This window comes from Sporosarcina sp. resist (assembly GCF_014302295.1).
Taxonomy (GTDB): domain Bacteria; phylum Bacillota; class Bacilli; order Bacillales_A; family Planococcaceae; genus Sporosarcina; species Sporosarcina psychrophila.
This window is the reverse complement of sequence record NZ_CP060287.1, coordinates 1,881,284-1,897,705: the sequence shown is the minus strand read 5'-3', so window position 1 is coordinate 1,897,705 and position 16,422 is coordinate 1,881,284. Positions and strand designations below refer to the sequence as shown.

19 protein-coding genes, 1 tRNA gene and 1 pseudogene are annotated in these 16,422 nt (G+C 35.1%); 5 read left to right on the top strand and 16 right to left on the bottom strand.

Annotation, left to right across the window (positions count from 1 at the left end):
• Window positions 1–466 precede the first annotated feature (466 nt).
• The 4 genes from H7992_RS09515 to H7992_RS09500 all read right to left on the bottom strand — a co-directional run bounded on the left by H7992_RS09515 (window position 467) and on the right by H7992_RS09500 (window position 4,662).
• Complete coding sequence (locus tag H7992_RS09515) at window positions 467–1,318, bottom strand: ATP-binding cassette domain-containing protein (protein WP_187047385.1); 852 nt, start codon at window positions 1,316–1,318, stop codon at window positions 467–469.
• The gene (locus H7992_RS09510) at window positions 1,318–3,360 is read right to left on the bottom strand and encodes an MFS transporter (protein ID WP_187047384.1); all 2,043 of its coding nucleotides are present in this window, start codon (window positions 3,358–3,360) and stop codon (window positions 1,318–1,320) included. The genes H7992_RS09515 and H7992_RS09510 overlap by 1 nt, the downstream gene beginning before the upstream one ends.
• Before the next feature lie 71 nt (window positions 3,361–3,431).
• On the bottom strand, window positions 3,432–3,824 hold the full coding sequence (locus tag H7992_RS09505; protein WP_187047383.1) for a hypothetical protein: 393 nt from the start codon (window positions 3,822–3,824) through the stop codon (window positions 3,432–3,434).
• Window positions 3,825–3,909: 85 nt separating this feature from the next.
• Window positions 3,910–4,662 (bottom strand): phospholipase A2 family protein, encoded by a 753-nt coding sequence (locus H7992_RS09500; protein ID WP_187047382.1) that lies wholly within the window; start codon window positions 4,660–4,662, stop codon window positions 3,910–3,912.
• Window positions 4,663–5,274: 612 nt separating this feature from the next.
• On the opposite strand from H7992_RS09500, the gene H7992_RS09495 reads away from it, so the two are divergent.
• On the top strand, window positions 5,275–5,583 hold the full coding sequence (locus H7992_RS09495) for a hypothetical protein (protein ID WP_187047381.1): 309 nt from the start codon (window positions 5,275–5,277) through the stop codon (window positions 5,581–5,583).
• A 145-nt stretch (window positions 5,584–5,728) separates the two neighbouring features.
• The gene (locus tag H7992_RS09490) at window positions 5,729–6,010 is read left to right on the top strand and encodes a PrgI family protein (protein WP_187047380.1); all 282 of its coding nucleotides are present in this window, start codon (window positions 5,729–5,731) and stop codon (window positions 6,008–6,010) included.
• Window positions 6,011–6,023: 13 nt separating this feature from the next.
• Here H7992_RS09490 and H7992_RS09485 read toward each other — a convergent pair whose 3' ends face one another.
• The 3 genes and pseudogenes from H7992_RS09485 to H7992_RS24675 all read right to left on the bottom strand — a co-directional run.
• Window positions 6,024–6,587: a transposase gene (locus H7992_RS09485; RefSeq protein WP_187047379.1), complete on the bottom strand. Its 564-nt coding sequence runs from the start codon at window positions 6,585–6,587 to the stop codon at window positions 6,024–6,026.
• A 15-nt stretch (window positions 6,588–6,602) separates the two neighbouring features.
• Window positions 6,603–7,697, bottom strand: coding sequence for a transposase (locus tag H7992_RS09480; protein ID WP_187047378.1), 1,095 nt, complete (start codon window positions 7,695–7,697; stop codon window positions 6,603–6,605).
• Window positions 7,698–7,869: 172 nt separating this feature from the next.
• Window positions 7,870–8,139: pseudogene (locus tag H7992_RS24675) on the bottom strand (DDE-type integrase/transposase/recombinase); the annotation flags it as partial.
• A 266-nt stretch (window positions 8,140–8,405) separates the two neighbouring features.
• On the opposite strand from H7992_RS24675, the gene H7992_RS09475 reads away from it, so the two are divergent.
• The gene (locus H7992_RS09475; protein ID WP_187047377.1) at window positions 8,406–8,678 is read left to right on the top strand and encodes a hypothetical protein; all 273 of its coding nucleotides are present in this window, start codon (window positions 8,406–8,408) and stop codon (window positions 8,676–8,678) included.
• A 28-nt stretch (window positions 8,679–8,706) separates the two neighbouring features.
• On the opposite strand, the gene H7992_RS25065 is transcribed toward H7992_RS09475, so the two are convergent.
• The 9 genes from H7992_RS25065 to H7992_RS09435 form a co-directional block, all read right to left on the bottom strand.
• On the bottom strand, window positions 8,707–9,291 hold the full coding sequence (locus tag H7992_RS25065) for an IS3 family transposase (protein WP_370569986.1): 585 nt from the start codon (window positions 9,289–9,291) through the stop codon (window positions 8,707–8,709).
• Between the two features lie 63 nt (window positions 9,292–9,354).
• On the bottom strand, window positions 9,355–9,657 hold the full coding sequence (locus H7992_RS25060; protein WP_370569985.1) for a hypothetical protein: 303 nt from the start codon (window positions 9,655–9,657) through the stop codon (window positions 9,355–9,357).
• Window positions 9,658–10,164: 507 nt separating this feature from the next.
• Window positions 10,165–11,291, bottom strand: a protein-coding gene (locus H7992_RS09465; RefSeq protein ID WP_187047376.1) for an IS3 family transposase whose coding sequence is annotated in 2 segments (ribosomal slippage) — window positions 10,165–11,045 and window positions 11,045–11,291 — 1,128 coding nt in all. Because the reading frame shifts where the segments join, the coding sequence is not laid out codon by codon here.
• Between the two features lie 577 nt (window positions 11,292–11,868).
• Window positions 11,869–12,084 carry a glutaredoxin family protein gene (locus tag H7992_RS09460; protein ID WP_187047375.1) on the bottom strand — a complete coding sequence of 72 codons (216 nt, stop codon included), beginning with the start codon at window positions 12,082–12,084 and terminating at the stop codon, window positions 11,869–11,871.
• A 147-nt stretch (window positions 12,085–12,231) separates the two neighbouring features.
• Window positions 12,232–12,302, bottom strand: a tRNA-Cys gene (locus tag H7992_RS09455).
• A gap of 102 nt (window positions 12,303–12,404) precedes the next feature.
• Complete coding sequence (locus H7992_RS09450; RefSeq protein WP_187047374.1) at window positions 12,405–12,647, bottom strand: helix-turn-helix domain-containing protein; 243 nt, start codon at window positions 12,645–12,647, stop codon at window positions 12,405–12,407.
• Between the two features lie 6 nt (window positions 12,648–12,653).
• On the bottom strand, window positions 12,654–12,815 hold the full coding sequence (locus tag H7992_RS09445) for a YvrJ family protein (RefSeq protein ID WP_187047373.1): 162 nt from the start codon (window positions 12,813–12,815) through the stop codon (window positions 12,654–12,656).
• A 27-nt stretch (window positions 12,816–12,842) separates the two neighbouring features.
• Complete coding sequence (locus tag H7992_RS09440; RefSeq protein ID WP_187047372.1) at window positions 12,843–13,457, bottom strand: sigma-70 family RNA polymerase sigma factor; 615 nt, start codon at window positions 13,455–13,457, stop codon at window positions 12,843–12,845.
• A gap of 130 nt (window positions 13,458–13,587) precedes the next feature.
• Window positions 13,588–14,739, bottom strand: coding sequence for a S8 family peptidase (locus H7992_RS09435; protein ID WP_187047371.1), 1,152 nt, complete (start codon window positions 14,737–14,739; stop codon window positions 13,588–13,590).
• Between the two features lie 155 nt (window positions 14,740–14,894).
• On the opposite strand from H7992_RS09435, the gene H7992_RS09430 reads away from it, so the two are divergent.
• Together H7992_RS09430 and istA are read left to right on the top strand one after the other, a co-directional pair.
• A complete protein-coding gene (locus H7992_RS09430) occupies window positions 14,895–15,077 on the top strand; it encodes a transposase (RefSeq protein WP_187047370.1) in 183 nt (60 codons plus the stop codon).
• A 169-nt stretch (window positions 15,078–15,246) separates the two neighbouring features.
• Window positions 15,247–16,419 (top strand): IS21 family transposase, encoded by a 1,173-nt coding sequence (gene istA, locus H7992_RS09425; RefSeq protein WP_255428634.1) that lies wholly within the window; start codon window positions 15,247–15,249, stop codon window positions 16,417–16,419.
• Window positions 16,420–16,422: the final 3 nt, after the last annotated feature.

Below are 16,422 nucleotides of genomic sequence, written 5' to 3'. Positions count from 1 at the left end.
AAAGTTGCTAATTCTGTTGATATATATAAAAAAAACAATGAAATAGAAATGCTAATATCTTTAAACAAAGAGTAAATGACCAAAGCGGTAATTCCGGTTAAAAATAGTTGTGAAACCAATAGTATTAGAGTGGGTAACAGATTAAATTCAGCGTAAATAGAATCTATTGTAAAAAGTAAAATGAATAGTGGAACTAATAACATCCCGAAAAATGCTATAAGAATCTTACCTATCTGACCCTTATAAAAACTTAACATGAAAGCAAAGTTCTTCTCGTTAAATAGATCGTAAAATAAGTATAGTACCCCTGCAAATGCTAGAGGAATAAAGAATAATTGTAGAAATATGATTAAAATGTTCACATTGTCAAAACCAATTCCAATTAAACCCATGTTAATTAAGAAAATCACCAGTGGAAGGTACAACAATAAACCTATTGATTTACTCTTTAATCGGATTAATGGAATCATATTGCTAAATCGCTATCTAGGAGCGAGACGTAACTTCCTGAAAATAAAGGTGCGATGTTTTTAAACATGAGATCGTTTGATAAAGGCTTTGTTGTAACAAAAACTACTTTAGCTAATGAATTTGATACTTTATCGATCTTTACTAACTTTCCTATTTCTTTCAAAGTTCCAATATTATTTATCTCTATAATTGTTTCATATGTCAGATTTTTAGTAAGCTCTATCATTTTAGATAACTGGCCTTCAAATCTCTTTTTTCCACAATCCATTACTACTATATGATTACAGATATACTCAATGTCTTCAGGAATATGAGAAGAAATTACTATATCTACTTCTTCACCAATATTCAGAAGAATATTTCTTAAATTAATGCATTCAATCATATCTAAGCCAGCAGTAGGTTCGTCGATGATTAGATAGTTAGGTTTATCCAAGAGTGCTTGAGCAATACCCACACGCCTTTTCAAGCCACCGGATAGATGTTTCATTTTCATTTCTTTATAATCTGTTAAATTCAAAATTTCTAGCAAGTGCTCAATATGATGATTATCAAAGTTGTTTTTCAAAGTAGCTAGTAATTTCAGGACCTCCAGTACAGTTAAGTTAGGATAGATAGAAAATTCTTGCGGTAAATAGCCTAATTTCAATTTCTCCTTGTTTATCTGTTCAATTTTAAAACCACTTCCTTTATCTGCACTCTCTACAGAAGCAATAATCTTCATCAATGTGGACTTACCAGCGCCATTCGGTCCTATTATGCCTGTTATACCATTAAGGTTGATGGTTAGATTGTCTAAAATTTTTTTCCCTTTAATAGTTTTTGATAAGTTATTTATCTGGATCATTACATATCCCCCATATCGTTTGATTTTATTAATTCTTCTAGTTGATTCCAGTCATCTTCAATATCGTCACTTAAAAGCTGTTTCCATTTTAATAAAAAATCCTCAGACAATCGATTGTTATTATATTGCGATATAGTATTAAATGTTTCTTTATATTTTGAACTCACATAGGGAGAGGCCAAAGTTTGTTGGAACTTTTTAAAAACAATTGATGAAGAATGATCATCAAGCTGCCCACTCAAATTACTTCCTAATAAACTATTAAATAATATCCATTGTGCGAATTTTTCAGGTTTATCGTAGAACGTATTATTCCCAAAGGCGGCGTCAATTTGATAGGGAATATTTGTATTCAAAGGTCTGCTTTGAGTCAATTGGTTAGGGTCTATTTGGACTATTAGATGTTCTTTATCACTATTAGTTTTTGTAAACATAAACGTGTCATTCAAGGCTAAACTAGGTAAAAGTATTATTGTCTCTGGCATCGTATAACTTGTATTTAAAATTCGATTGTAAGCGCTAAGCGTTTTTTCAAATTCATTTAGATAATTATCAATTTCTCTTTCGTAATTGAACCAAGAAATCGGGAAATAGACATCATATTTTCCGTTGGAAATACGATGATCAATTTCCCCTGAAATAAGTGTTACCCCTGATGTTACCCCTTCATAATAGGAATCTCGTATTGAATCCAAATTTATGAAATCTGGTTTATTTACCCCTTCATATGTCAGTCGAAACGGAGTCTTATGTTTTAAGTGAAACGAATTATTTAAATATAAATTACTAAAAACAAAATGAGTATTATCACTTCTATTAGAGGGGATCCATGCAAAATCCGATGGTAGATATACATGCTTATTAGATAAAGGATTTGAAAATGTACTACTTCCTATATATTTCACGTTTAGAGTAATAGATTTTCCCATTAACTTTTGCGGAATAATCACTAAAGTATGGTCGCCATCTTGAGTAAAAGTTGCTTTTTTCACAGTAGACCCTTTTAAAATGTTGATTTCTGATATTTTAAATCCTCTGTATAGTGTAAAAGCAACTTGGTTCTGTTTAACATCACTGATATCCATATTCAAATCGACAACAAAATCTTCATAATTTTTGATAGTAATATCATAATTATCTATTTTATAGTCGAACAACGATTTATCCGACGATACACGTTCTTGTGAGTAATATTGAATATCACTTTTGAAATCTTCTATTAGCAATTCTGAATTTAAGCTAGTGGTCGAAGTTACAGGAATTAAAGAATATACCACTAGACTCATTATAAAAAACGATAAATTTAATTTCCTAAGACCTTGACGTGCACAAGTAAGAATTGACAGGAAGTTAAGTCCTAATAAGAAGAATAAAAACAGCCCTTTTTTTGTCCAATATAATTCTGTTCCTAAAAAGGGGTGGTATAGTTTGCTAGGTTCACTTATTCCTATATTTAAGTTTCTTAATAAAGAATTTCCTTCAAGTAATTTAGTGTTAGCAAGTAAGTGAAAGATGAAGTCTTGATTTGTGGGAGACATCAAGGTCCAAATAAGTATTAATACAGCATATGCAAATTTACTATTTGAATTTAATCCTACTAGATATCCAATTAAACCCATTATTAAGAATGGGAGAAGCCATTGATTTATTAAAAATAATGCACTTTCTGAATAAAAGTGATTAGTAGAGTAAATTTTGTAATAATAGACACTTGTAAAACCTATAACAGAAAACACGAAAAACACACCAATAGATAGAAATAAAAGTATACTTGATAGGTGCAGTTTAAATAGACTTTTCTTCTCTGTATTCAATAAAAATGCAACTTTTGTATTTTTATTGGCAAAACGGTAACCAAGTAACATAAAAAAAAGCATCCCAGACTGTATAACAAAACTAGATAACTGTATTGCATTTCCCATGTCATTTAATTCAAACATGAGTTTGTAGAGGACATAGGCAACATAAGTAAATAAACCCATCAACCCAACAGACAAAAGATATTTATGCAATTTAATGTTCATGATTGATATAAAGTTCAATATATTTTATCTCCTTTCGTTATATAAAAAACGGTAATGAACCATATAAATTATGGTTCATTACCTATTTTTTATTCCGTGCCTGTTACTTTCACATAACCATAAATGGGTTTTGACCCAAATGCGTGAGCATAGTATGTGGAAGGGCTAAGTGACACTGATTTCCCGATACCAGAACCCGGTTGATCAATGTTCACGAACCTTTCTGGATCAGGCAAAATTAAAATGGATTGTTTAATGCTTCCATGTAGCCACTCCTGAGAACGACTTTCATTGAATGAAGAAAAGTATGCACTTCCACCATGAATATTTATTGTTGGACCCGATTTAATACCTTGATTATTCAAAACGGCATCGGAACGTGTAGTACCAGCTTGTACAGATGTTGCGAAAAAAACAACAAATAGAAGAGTGGAGATAAGCAAAATATTTTTGAAATTCGATTTAGGTAATGTGATATTCATTTAATTTCCTCCTAATAGTTTTTATATGATTTGATATTATTGAGTAATGAACCCATTAAAGGTTCATTACTCAACTCTTGTGTTATTAACAACTGAAGCACATGGCTGCTTGAACTAGCGGAGTGTTAAAATACCATTTTGCCGCGTTAGCGCATTTACACAACTGTTCATCACAGTAGCAATTCGGATGTTTTACCCCTCTCGTGGTATAGCAACAGTCATGAGACTTACAACAGTTATCCAATTGATTTACACCGGCTAATTGAGAACTACATGCTATTGAACCTCCGCAACCTTCACCGCACCAGTGATAACCTCCAGCCATACAACCAGAATACCAAGCTTGTGAATCAACTTGTTCCAATAGTTGTCCCGGATAATAATTCTCGTCAAACGGAAATTCTTCTTTCGATTTTTTGTCGAGATTCGCTGCTTCTACGAGCTGTTCTTCATTAAATTGTTTTTCAAAGATAGAAACAGATACTTCATTTCTAGCTGTAAATTTAGTCTCCTTTACTCCGCCGTGCTCATCCTTTTCTTCAATAGCACCTACAAAGAAATCATTTGTAGTTTCTTTGTCACCATTTAGGTGTCTTACGATATACATGATTGATACATCGTTTGGAAGCTGAAGGGTTAGGGATTTAGCGGAAATAACATCCTCGTTCTGGATCAAATCAAATTTTAATCCTTGCGAGACGTCAAAGGTACGATCATCGACAATACCGTATGAACCCATTTCCTGAATAAGATTTTTGTACTTTTGACTTTCTTTAAAACTAGATGTAAGTTCTTCAATTTCTGAAGAAGTTAGATAATTACCTACTACTACTACCATTTGTTTTCCTCCTTTTTTTATCAATGTCAGCTGACATTATATAAAGCAAAAAAAGTAGGTCAAGTAACAACCTTTGCACAAAAACAATTTTTATTAAAAGAAATTACTTCGTACGAGATTTCAATTGCAAAATCTATTGAGATTTTTGTAGCACAAGGGAGTGGAAAGAACTTAGACAAGCTGCAGAACACTATTCAACTTGATATCGGGAGACCACATGGAGAAGGATGAAATCAGATTTCTCCTGTGGCTGTGTTTAAGGTAGTTTCTGCCGCATGGACTTGTCGCATGTGTGTTCCTGGTGCGACAAAACAAAAAAAGGCAGACGAAATATGAAGTTAAAAAGAACGCAACGATATTAGTTGCGTTCTTTTTAACTTCTCTTATTAACTTATGAACTGATGCTTACTATAGGTTTTTTCAAAAGAAACCACACATCACTTCTTTGTTTATATATGGTAAGAGGTTCTTTAAATTCACTTGCCATCCGGAATCTGTTTTACTATGATGTATTCAAGTTAATAGATTCGAATGGGAATACCCCTCTGAAAACATGAAAGCTTTAAAACGCCTCTAGCTGTTGCAGCTGTATTTATGGTGGTTTGATTACTTATGGATTCAAATGCAGCATTAGTAGCGGATGTTTCAGACGCTATGAAACAGTCCGGGATTACTAAAACCGGTGATATGACTGGAATTCACAAAGATTTGACGGGTGTAGTTTATTTCATTATGGTACTTGGAGGATTCTGGATTGTAGGAATGCTCGAGTGGGGTGGCATGACGCTAGCTGGTAGTGGTGGCAATCCACAGAAACGGACAGAGGGATTTATTAAATTATCCTTGGTTCTAGTAGGCGCATTTATAATTTTCAAAGTTTACGACATTGCAGGTTGGGCGACTGGACTTGGTGGTAGTTAACTAGATGTCTTTCTTATTAAATTAACCACTCATTTACCGAATCGGTATAGGTATCGAAGGTCAAGCCATTAATTATTGAAAAGCACCTTCTTTGTTTATAGAAAAAAGGTGCTTTTCAATAGCGGCCATTGAAAGGAGCAACATTATGCGAAATGAAAAAGTGCCCATAGATATGTCGTCAGAACAAAAAGAAATATTGGGATCTCTTTCAAAACGGCAACTCATGTACATAGCGGGGGGAGGATTGATTTTATATGCCTATATTCCAATTGTTTTTAAAATGCTGTCTGGAGCAGGATGGATTATAGCTTCAATCGCCGCTTTATGTTCAGCAGCACCAACACTAACAATAATATTTTTTCTCGGTTTCATTAAAGTCGAAAAATTCAACATTAATCGTGACTATTATTATGTAAGCGTCAAATAGGTTCTTTCCACAGTTAGTTGAATTTACGGGATTTAAGCAATAATAGTTTATTCCGTAGAAGTTCAAAACTGTTTCTGCCATACATGATACGTTTGATGGTTTTCAACTTATTTATGCTACCTTCAGCTAATCCATTGTTATAGGGAAGCGTACATGCATTTTCAACCGCATCTATATCCTTTTTAATACCATTGAGAAAACTAGTCAATTCATTTATTTCGAGGGCTACGGCCTCTGAAATCCATGTATGTAACAACTCTTTATCTCCCGAATGAAGAATCTCCTTGAAGCGCCTGACCAAGCGAAGTAATGTACCGACTAATGGATACTTCTGAACAACGTTTTTTACTTGTTCGGGGGAAATTGCTTTCACTTTATTTAGTGGCTTGTAGAGTAACTTTACAAGCCATTTTCTTTCCACAATCTCTGTGGAACCAGCGGTGACGTCGTCTTCCAGATCACCTTGTAACCTTTTTTCTTTCGCTATGAATTGTCTAATCGCGGCTTCTGACCCTGTATATCCTTTTTTACAAATGGAAGTATAGATCTCTTTATAAGTTGTTCCTTTCGAGCGCAAGGCAATTACTTCATTTCAAAAAGCGGACAATTTTCCGGGGCGCTGTACACCATATTGACCATGGATAGGATTGAAATTGTGCGATAAATAATTTTTTATTGTGCGTTTTGTATAGCCTGTCTCATCAGATATTTTTCTACTACTATATCCTTTTTCTTGTAAAGCTTTCACTTCTTTGACTTTATCCATAATCCTCTGGATTGCTTCATTATGTTCACGACCACGTTGATCCTCTGAATCTTTAGGGATTTCTTCTTCTCGCATTCTACTGTATTTTTGAATAGTTTGAAGGCTGCATTTCGTTTGCGTTCGGATATCTTGCTTAGTGAGACCTTGAGACGCTAAGGACTTGACCCAAAGGACTTTAGTACGTCGTGAAAGTTTACTCGTTAACAGTTCGTTCATCGCGTTCTTTTCCTTGGTTAATGGAATGACAATTCGCCCAGCTAAAATTCTATACATACAGAGCGTGCTTGCGTCCGTCAAATTTTTCACTAAGTGAAATCGATCACTAATATGGTGGGCATCAGGATGGGCTTCCCTAATCGCAGAGGCATAGGTAAGAGAGCCATCTCTTGAGAAATATTTTATATTGGGAAAAAGAAAAAGCCAGATAACTACGTCATCTTTCTCTCTTGATTCTATGAGATCAATGACCCTACCATCGGTTAGGTTCACCATGATTGTACCGTAACTCTTTCTCTTTTTCATTGCGAAATCATCAATACAAATAGCTTCAATATCCTCTTTATTTATTACCAGTATGCTTTTTTTTTGATAATTACAGATTGTGCTCTTTTTAACGTCGACTACGTGTTTCGATAGATAAACTGCGGCAGAGACAGAACTTTGTGTCAGTGAAACCTCCAGAATGGTTTCTTTCAATCGTTTGGTTTTCTTCGCTTTATTGTCTATAAAAGAAAAAGTTTCGGCAAATGTCGTCCGATGACACGATGGATTATCACAAAACATTTTTCGATTAGATAGCGTAATAACTACCTTTTTATCTTGAATCGGCAAATCTTGAAAGCTTCGGTTATAGTGAGAGTGGACTCGAGAAGATACACTTTGACAGAAAGGGCACGCACATTCTTTTCGAGTAGATGTCACAAAGAAATAAATGAAATCTTAAGATATGCCCGTACCTGTAAAAATCAAATTTCCGTCAAGTAATGTGATGAGTTCATCCATAAAGCAATCCCTCCTACATTCTTTTTCCCTACATTATAACAGAGTATATAGTCAATTCAACCAACGGTGGAAAGAACCTATTTGACGCTTACGCTTCTGCCACAGCGTTGTTATAGGGGCATCTTTTCATACTTAGAGATCTCTTGATTTCAAATGTACTTAAGGCTTCATCAATTATTTTATTTTTAAATTCAGTACCTCAATCTGTGTGGAAAATTTGTATGAGATCAAGTCGTCTATTGACGCTAGATAGTGCTTTTACGGTTTTGTTCGGGCCTGCACTATGCCCAATAATTTCCCGGTTAAAAAGTGCGACAAATAAGCATACGTAATACCATTTTCCATCCACTCGTACATAAGTTTTACCCGCGTTTTTTGTCGCTGACATTGGAACTAATATGGCAAAGTACTGTTGTCGATTTTCTATGTCGTTTGAGGGAATACAGTGAAAGAGGTTTACCTATATTTTGTTAATCAATAGACGTGATAACAGATATAATTAACTGCGTTTTGGTGTTCCTTCTTACCTTTTTCGCTTTTCCGATTAAGAGTTTTATGATATACTAGATAAAATGTTATTATTTAATGAAAATTCAGCATTCAGGATGAAGGGAGGGGGGAATGATTTTGAAGGGGAAATATGGTTTAACTTCAAGTGTTTTAAGCATTGTAGGATTGTTGTTATTTTATGCCAGCTCATTTGGTGAAAACGGCGCACTCAATATTTATTTTTTCTTAGGGGTCGTCGCTTGGATAACAAGTGTTACTATAGGTATTGTCGCAGTTAAATCAAAAGAAAACGGTTTTTTGAAATTTTTCGGATTGTCTATCATATCGATTGTTATCTTAGGATACGGCGGAATAATTGTCCTAATGGGTATGCGAGGTTTTGGTGCATAATGCCCTACTCGAAATTGATATCTTTTTCTTAACATAAAGAAAAACACTCACTCTGCAGTGAACTGTACCCTATAATACGAACACTTATTAAAAAGACCCTATAGCTTAACTTGCAATGAGATGATTCCGGGGTCATCTTCTTTAAATCCCACTGATAACGATGTGAATTATATTCGAAAATATAAGCGTCAATCAACTGTTTTAATTCTTCGAAGTTCTGACAGCTCGCGAAATCAACTTCATCTATTAGATGGCCGAAAAAGGACTCCATCGATGCGTTATCCCAACAGTTTCCTTTGCGGGACATAGATTGTGTAAGTCCCATCTCCTTAACCAGTAGCTGGTATTCAGGATGTGTGTAATGGAATCCTTGATTTGAATGAAGTATTCCTTCGGGATGCATGCGACCTTCGGGAGAATCTTCAAGTTTTTTTAGTGTGTTGAATGTAAAATCCATCTTCAAGCTTTGAGATAATTCATAGGCGATAATTTCACGAGTCGCTCCATCCCTTACAGCGGACAGATAAGCTGGTTTCCCATTGCCATGATACAAATAAGTGATATCCGTAAGAAGTACTTTCCCCGGCTCTTGTTGGTCATACTCACGATTCAAAATGTTAGGAAGTGTCTTGTGCTCCTGGTTAGCCGTAGCTATTTTTTCATATGGATTTGGACGTCATACTTTAGCGACCGACTCATACTTGTTCATCAATCTGTGGATTTTCTTGAGATTCATCACTGCTGAGTAATCGTTTTCCATATCCATCCTCAATGTCTTGGCACCGGCTTTTCTCTTTTTAGCTTCAAAGATTTTCAGGGTAAGCTCATAGTCCATATAATCACTTTCTTCAAGTAGTATCCTTTTATCTGCAGCCTTCAACCAGTCGTAATAGCCAGCCCGACTAACTTCAGCAATCCTGCAAAACTCGCTTATCATGCGCCCAAGACCGTGTCTCCTAATTGTCAATTCAATGAGCATGAATTTCTGTTGTGCTGGAATATTTACTTCTTCACTTCCTTTCTAGTTCCTCTAGCTTTTTTAGAAAATCATTTTCAGCCTGTAGATACTTGATACGCGCTTCCGCTTTCTTTAGAATAGTCTAAGCTGTTTCGTCTTTTGCGCTCGGTCTGCCAGTGCTGTCTTTGCCACGTCTCTCCACACTGAAAGCTTCTTCTCCATGAGTCTCATAGGCCTTTCTTCAACGCTTCAGACATTCTTTAGGTTTATCTGAGCCTATTCTATTATCTCCAGGTTAAATCCATTTTCAACAAAGATTTGTTGAGGACCTTTGCTAAGCTTGTTTTCTTTTACAGCTTTTAATTTGAAATCAGGTGCATAGGAGATAGATTTATCAGATGCATGTTTTATATTTTTTTAGCTTCTAGTAAGCGTATTTGTGTCTCAGTAAATTTTTTCTTGTTCATATCGAATCCTCCACTCAGTACATTGGTATGTCAACACTAAATCAAACGATATTATTAAGGGCTATTTTTTATAAGCAACCGGACTTAGGTAGCCTAATGTACTGTGCGAACGGATATTATTATACCAATTGACATAATCGAAAAGCTCAAGAGACAGCTGGTTAAGGGTTTGATAATGTGCTCCGTTGATCAATTCTGTTTTTAAAATCTTAAATGTTGCCTCTGCCACTGCATTATCATAAGGATTCCCTTTATGGCTGAGTGATCTTTTAATGTTGTATCCACTTAATAATTCATCGATACCAACGTTTTTAAATTCAGAACCGCGATCTGTATGAAATAAGTTCACGTTTCCCAATGGGTATTTAACAGAATCGAAGGCACGCTGAACTAAAGCAGCGTCTTTTTGTGCTCCGACGCTCCACCCGACAATTTCACGATTGTATAGATCGATTAAGAAACAAACGTAACTCCAACGGTATCCTACTTTTACGTATGTTAAGTCGCTTACTAACACGGACATCTCTTTGTCCACTTCAAATTCTCGATTTAATACATTTCGAACGGATTCTTCATTTGGTCTTGTTGCCATTGGTTTATAGGAAGGTTTGGCGTATTTTGATTGAAGTCCAAGTTCGCGCATCAATCTTCCAATTCGGCGTCTCGAGATTGTAAGGCCCTCTGTCTCTTTATCTAGTTCTATTTTTAGTTTCCGAGTTCCATAAACGTGTCGGTTTTCATTGAAAACCTTAGCGATCTTTTCTTTTAATACGCGTTCTTCTGCCTGTTTTACTTGTTCTTTTTGAGCGGATACTTCAGTGTCATAATAGAAGGTGCTACGCGCAATTTTTAGGACTTTACACATTGCTGATACCGAATAGGTGTGACGGTTTTGTTGAATCACATCTATTTTCGTCCCATGATCAGTGCTGCTTGCTTTAAAATATCTACTTCCATTTCCAGTTGCTTATTTCTCTTCCGTAAGGCAATCAATTCCTGTTCCTCTGGAGAGTGATTATCTTTCTCTAAGAAAGAACCTGACTGCCTGAATTGTGTAATCCACCTATCAAGAGCAGATGCGGTTAATTCATATTCTTTGACAATATCTTGTCGGCTTTTCCCGTTTTCATATAGGGCTACCACTTGTTTTTTGAAATCTGTAGAAAACGTTCTTCTTTTTACGGACATAGTAGATCTCCTCACTTCTTGTGTATTATTCTACTAGCCCTTAATTTAATTGTCCAACTAAGTGTAACCTATCCACATTGTCTTGATTATATACGGGATTTCGATAATTATATACAAAAACCCCGAATCTCGGGTCTTTTTTCAAAGTGTCCGAGATTCGGGGTATAGTTCACAGCGTTAAGGATGAGTGCTTTTCTTATTATTTATATTTCTTCTCTCTCTTGAGTAATTACTTTAGATAACTCGTTTTTCTTGGTCGTCTCCTACAATTCATTTGCCATTCGGAAAAGTTCTACGAAGAAGGGAATGATTCTTTTCTTCCATCTTTCTTGTTTACAACCCTACTTGCTCGGTTGTGTATCCGAATGTCTCATCAAAAAACTGAGTTGCTACTTTGACATCATAGAATTTCAATAGGTCATTGATGTTTGCTAAGATTCTTTCTGCAATGATTGCCCGCTAAATAACCTTCTACTTTATCTCCCTTTTTCACTTAAAGGTAGGGGCATCTTTTTTTGATATAAATATTTCCCTTAGGAGAAAGCGTAATTATTGTTAATTTAGATTTTAGAAAGTTTTACCTCATCAAATCCGCTAAGGTTGAAATAATTTCACCTGCTTCTTTAACAATGGTAAATGGTATACCTGACGCTCCTAAATCTTTAAGTTCTTGAAAATATTGAACGTCGTTATCAATATCTCTTTCCTCAAAAACAATTCCTTTATATGTTAAGAATTCCTTTTGATTAGTGCAAAATCCACAATTGCTGCTAGAGTATACTATGATTTCCATGAAATATTCCCTCCTAATTTGTGTTATATGTATTAAAGAATATCGACAATACGAAATAACAACCCTTTTATAAAATTAAATTCGATATAAAATCCTATATTTAATAATATGGCTTTCTGGAATCCCCCTCTACTTAGAAGGATAATAAGATGACACTCGGATTCGAACCGAGGATAGAGGTTTTGCAGACCTCTGCCTTACCACTTGGCTATGCCACCACAATGATTATATAAATTAAAGAAGTAAAAGTATTAAAATAACAAACTTTTAAAACTAAAACGATCAAAATTTTGACCGTTTTAGCATTAATTGAATTTTTTTTAACTTTGTTGGTCACTATAAATCTTTTTCAAATCCCAGAACCCCGGAACAGAATTTACATCATATTTTTTTATAGTATTAATGAGTTTAATAAGCAAATCTTGACGTAAATCTTCTCTATAATGCGGTTGTGTTTGATAGAGGCAATGTTTCAGTTTAGGTTCAAAAAAATTTAATACAGTTAATAATGCATTATCATCATATTTTGATTTTTCTACAAGGGCAATCAACTCTTTTGGCATTAATTTTCAATCCTTTCTTAAATCTTTTATAACTCCTGATAAGAGATTTATACTTTTTTCAAGATTTTCTATTTTCTTTTCGAATCTAATAAATAGATATACTGTTATTGCAATCGGAAATCCGAAATTCCCGATTATCATAATCCATTCCGATGGTTCTGTTAACATAATTAATCCACCCCCTTCTTATTATCCTTAACCCCCTTTATTCTTATAGTTTTCAATGTAAGTTAGCATATTTCCCAATGCTTTCTTATGAGTTTTAGAAATCGCTTGCTGCGTTTTATTTAATCTCAGTCCAATTTCTGTATCGCTTAATCTATTTACATAAGCTAAATTAATAATTTCTATTTGCTTTTTGGTCAGTGTATTTAAAGCATCATACAATATAGGACAGGTTACATGTTCAACTAGTTCATCATTTATAACAATCTCACCGAAAAAGTTATATGCTTGTTCGTCCGCTAATAAATCGAGGAATGTTTCTTCGCCTTCACTAGAATTAATTGTCGCATCTAAAGTGGAAGAAACTCTTGATTGTATAAGTCTCAATCGTTTGTCGTAATTAATAGAATTAAATTTAAGTGTTGTAGAAATATGAGAAATAAAACGAATTCTAAAATAGAATTTTTTGAATAATACATCTAATTTTTTCATATTCTTTGGAGTAGGGTTTGAGATCGTATCCATATAAATGTTTTTGTTAGTTGGTATTTTTAGAAAGGAAATCACTAAATTATTACCTAATAATTCCGGGTTTTCCTTTTCGAATTTTCTAACTTTTCCATCATCCCATTCTTTTTTCAACATCCAAAGCAACCCCTTAAAACATATATTATAACACATAACGGGATCATATGTTCTTATTTAATGATAAAAAAGATCATATGTTCTTAATAATATTAAAAAAAGAAAGTACACAAACTAACCCTTATATGATTTATTTAAATGGTTTACATAAATTTTTAATATGCTCTGCAGTAGATGCTGATTCTTGAATCAATGATATTAGAAATTCACTTTCATTTTCTGTAGAATTTTCGTTCAAGCATTGCGTAAAGAAAGCTTGCGATTTTCGGACTTCACAAAAACATTTAATGAGTAATGACTTATCTAGTATATCTTCGAATTGTTCACTAAAATCTTCTTTTATAATAACGTCTTTTGATAGATTTAGGATAGAGAACGCTTCTCCTGAATGCGCAATTTGTACTTTAGTTGTATGTAACATTAAATATTCAAATAATTTCGATTCCTTAGGCCTTGTTTTTGTCAAATTTTCATATTTATTAATTAATAATGCTAATGCCCCCGTTACATGTGGAGCGGCCATAGAAGTCCCAGATAAATCGGCAAAATCTATATTTAGATATGTTGATTTAATATCAACTCCGGGGGCATAAATATCTACTTCTTTATTAGTATTAGTAAAATTGGCAACTTCATTATTATTATCTAATGCACCAACTGCAATTACTTCCTCATACCCAGCAGGATAAGAGTATTCATCAGTTGATAAATCGCCATCACCTTCGTTCCCAGAAGCTACAACAACTGCAATATCTTTAGAAACGGCATGTTTAATGGCATTATGAAGATTTTCTTTAGAAGAGGATAATCCTAATGATAAAGATAGAATATTTACTCTTTTATTATTTGGACCTGTCCAATTCATAGCATAATCAATAGCTTTCACCAATGAATCAACAGTTCCGCTTCCTCTATAATCTAAAACTTTTAAAATAAGTAAACTCACATCAGGTGCTACCCCGACTATCCCATAACCATTTAATGAAGCTGCTATTGTTCCAGCTACATGTGTACCATGTCCATTTAAATCTTCAAATCTATTTATATCTCCGTCAAAATCTTTAGTAAAATTATACCCACCAATAATGCGATCCTTTAAGTCTAAATTGTGATAGTTGCAACCAGTATCTAATATAGCAACAACTACACCTTTACCTGTATATCCCTGATTCCAAAAGTGTCTAGCACCAATGCTAGAGATATTATTAGTTACTTCATCTTTTATTTTTTCTTCATCAAAAGAATGTGGCGCTATTATTAATTTAACTTGAGTTTCATTCATTCTCCAACCCCCCATTTATATACACATTATATTAAGAAACGTCATTCGCAATTATCACAACCTTTTATTAAAAAAATAAAAAAACCCTAGAAGATTTTGCTCTCTGTTCTGCCCCGTAAATCTTAGACACCAACTAACATTTACGGGGTGCTTTTATGTCTAAATATACAGTGGAAGTTAAATTACAAGCGGTGGCACGCTATTTAACTGGAAACGAAAGCTATAAAACTCTTGCAGAAAGCATTGGCGCGGATAAATCTCTAGTCATTAATTGGGTGAAATTATTTGAAGCACAAGGCGAAAGAGGTTTTAAGAAAGACTATGCAAGCTACTCATGATTATTGCATACGAATTGAGCCACTAGTGCGGAGTTTTGAGCCACCCAGTGCGACTGATAGAGCCGGTGAATGCGGGCATGAGAGCCACCCTACTAATTAAATTACCTTCTGTATAATGAAAATTGCATGCGTACAGGCATGACAATTTTATTATACAGGAGGTTTTTTTATGGTTAATTGTCGCAAAATCCTCGAACTGTATTTTGACGGGATCAGTCAGCGCACCATTAGTTCCAGCACTGGTCATTCCCGGAATACAGTTTCCGAGGTCGTTCAACGTGCCAAGAAACACGGCTTGGAAAGTTTGAATGACACCACGACCAACCGGTGGTTGGAGGAGCTTCTCTTTCCCGAGAAGCAGCCAAGTGAAAAGGGGTACTTCCCTGTCAAGTGGGAGAAGGTGCATAAAGAGTTGCAAAAAAAGAATGTCACGTTGGCCTTATTGCATCATGAGTATGCGGTAGAGGCTCGCGAAGGCGGAAAAATCCCTTATGCTTACCGAACGTTCTGCGAACAGTATGGGAAATACGCAAGGAAGTATAAATTGACCATGCCTATTCGCAGAAAGCCAGGCGAAATTATGGAAGTGGATTGGGCAGGTTCCACTTTGCATGTAACCGACCGCTTTACCGGGGAACAAATTCCAGCCTATGTCTTTATTGCGACCTTACCCTACAGCCAATTCAGCTACGTAGAGGCGTTTCTGGATATGAAATCACCCAATTGGTTGTCCGCTCATATTCAAGCGTATGAATATTTTGGTGGAGTGCCTGAAACTCTTGTACCTGACAATCTTAAAACAGGTGTGATTAAAGCTCATCGAGTAGAGCCCCTTCTCAATGAATCCTATCGCGAACTGGCAGATTATTATCGGACAATCATTGTGCCCAGTCGCGTTCGAAAACCAAAAGACAAGGCCAGTGTGGAAGGAACAGTTGGTCACATCTCACGCCAAATTATCGCGTCTTTACGGAACTATCAATGTTTTCACTTGGAAGATCTTAATCAACGAATTCATGAAAAACTAGAAGAAATCAACGAAATCGATTTTCAAAAACGTCCTGGGTCACGGAAAAAGGTATTCGAGGAAGAGGAGAAATCTCACCTTCAGCCACTTCCTCCAAACCGTTACAAACTTGCGGAATGGAAAACAGCGAAAGTTCAACTGAACTACCACATCCAAGTTGAGCGCATGTATTATTCCGTTCCATATGAGTATGTCCGTGAACAGGTCGATGTTCGATTATCCGCGGATCTACTTGAAGTGTACTTTAAGGAAGTGCGCATTGCATCTCACAAACGGTTGCGTGAGGAAGTAGGGCAAATTTTCTACGAACCCTGATCA

Excerpts from the sequence above, each read along its gene's own strand:
- H7992_RS09515 (WP_187047385.1), bottom strand. The coding sequence starts at position 1,318 with ATGATCCAGATAAATAACTTATCAAAAACTATTAAAGGGAAAAAAATT.
- H7992_RS09430 (WP_187047370.1), top strand. The coding sequence starts at position 14,895 with ATGTCTAAATATACAGTGGAAGTTAAATTACAAGCGGTGGCACGCTAT.
- H7992_RS25060 (WP_370569985.1), bottom strand. The coding sequence starts at position 9,657 with ATGCTCATTGAATTGACAATTAGGAGACACGGTCTTGGGCGCATGATA.
- H7992_RS09490 (WP_187047380.1), top strand. The coding sequence starts at position 5,729 with ATGCGAAATGAAAAAGTGCCCATAGATATGTCGTCAGAACAAAAAGAA.
- H7992_RS09445 (WP_187047373.1), bottom strand. The coding sequence starts at position 12,815 with ATGTTAACAGAACCATCGGAATGGATTATGATAATCGGGAATTTCGGA.
- H7992_RS09450 (WP_187047374.1), bottom strand. The coding sequence starts at position 12,647 with ATGCCAAAAGAGTTGATTGCCCTTGTAGAAAAATCAAAATATGATGAT.
- H7992_RS09495 (WP_187047381.1), top strand. The coding sequence starts at position 5,275 with ATGGATTCAAATGCAGCATTAGTAGCGGATGTTTCAGACGCTATGAAA.
- H7992_RS09505 (WP_187047383.1), bottom strand. The coding sequence starts at position 3,824 with ATGAATATCACATTACCTAAATCGAATTTCAAAAATATTTTGCTTATC.
- H7992_RS09440 (WP_187047372.1), bottom strand. The coding sequence starts at position 13,457 with ATGTTGAAAAAAGAATGGGATGATGGAAAAGTTAGAAAATTCGAAAAG.
- H7992_RS09500 (WP_187047382.1), bottom strand. The coding sequence starts at position 4,662 with ATGGTAGTAGTAGTAGGTAATTATCTAACTTCTTCAGAAATTGAAGAA.
- H7992_RS09460 (WP_187047375.1), bottom strand. The coding sequence starts at position 12,084 with ATGGAAATCATAGTATACTCTAGCAGCAATTGTGGATTTTGCACTAAT.
- istA (WP_255428634.1), top strand. The coding sequence starts at position 15,247 with ATGGTTAATTGTCGCAAAATCCTCGAACTGTATTTTGACGGGATCAGT.
- H7992_RS09435 (WP_187047371.1), bottom strand. The coding sequence starts at position 14,739 with ATGAATGAAACTCAAGTTAAATTAATAATAGCGCCACATTCTTTTGAT.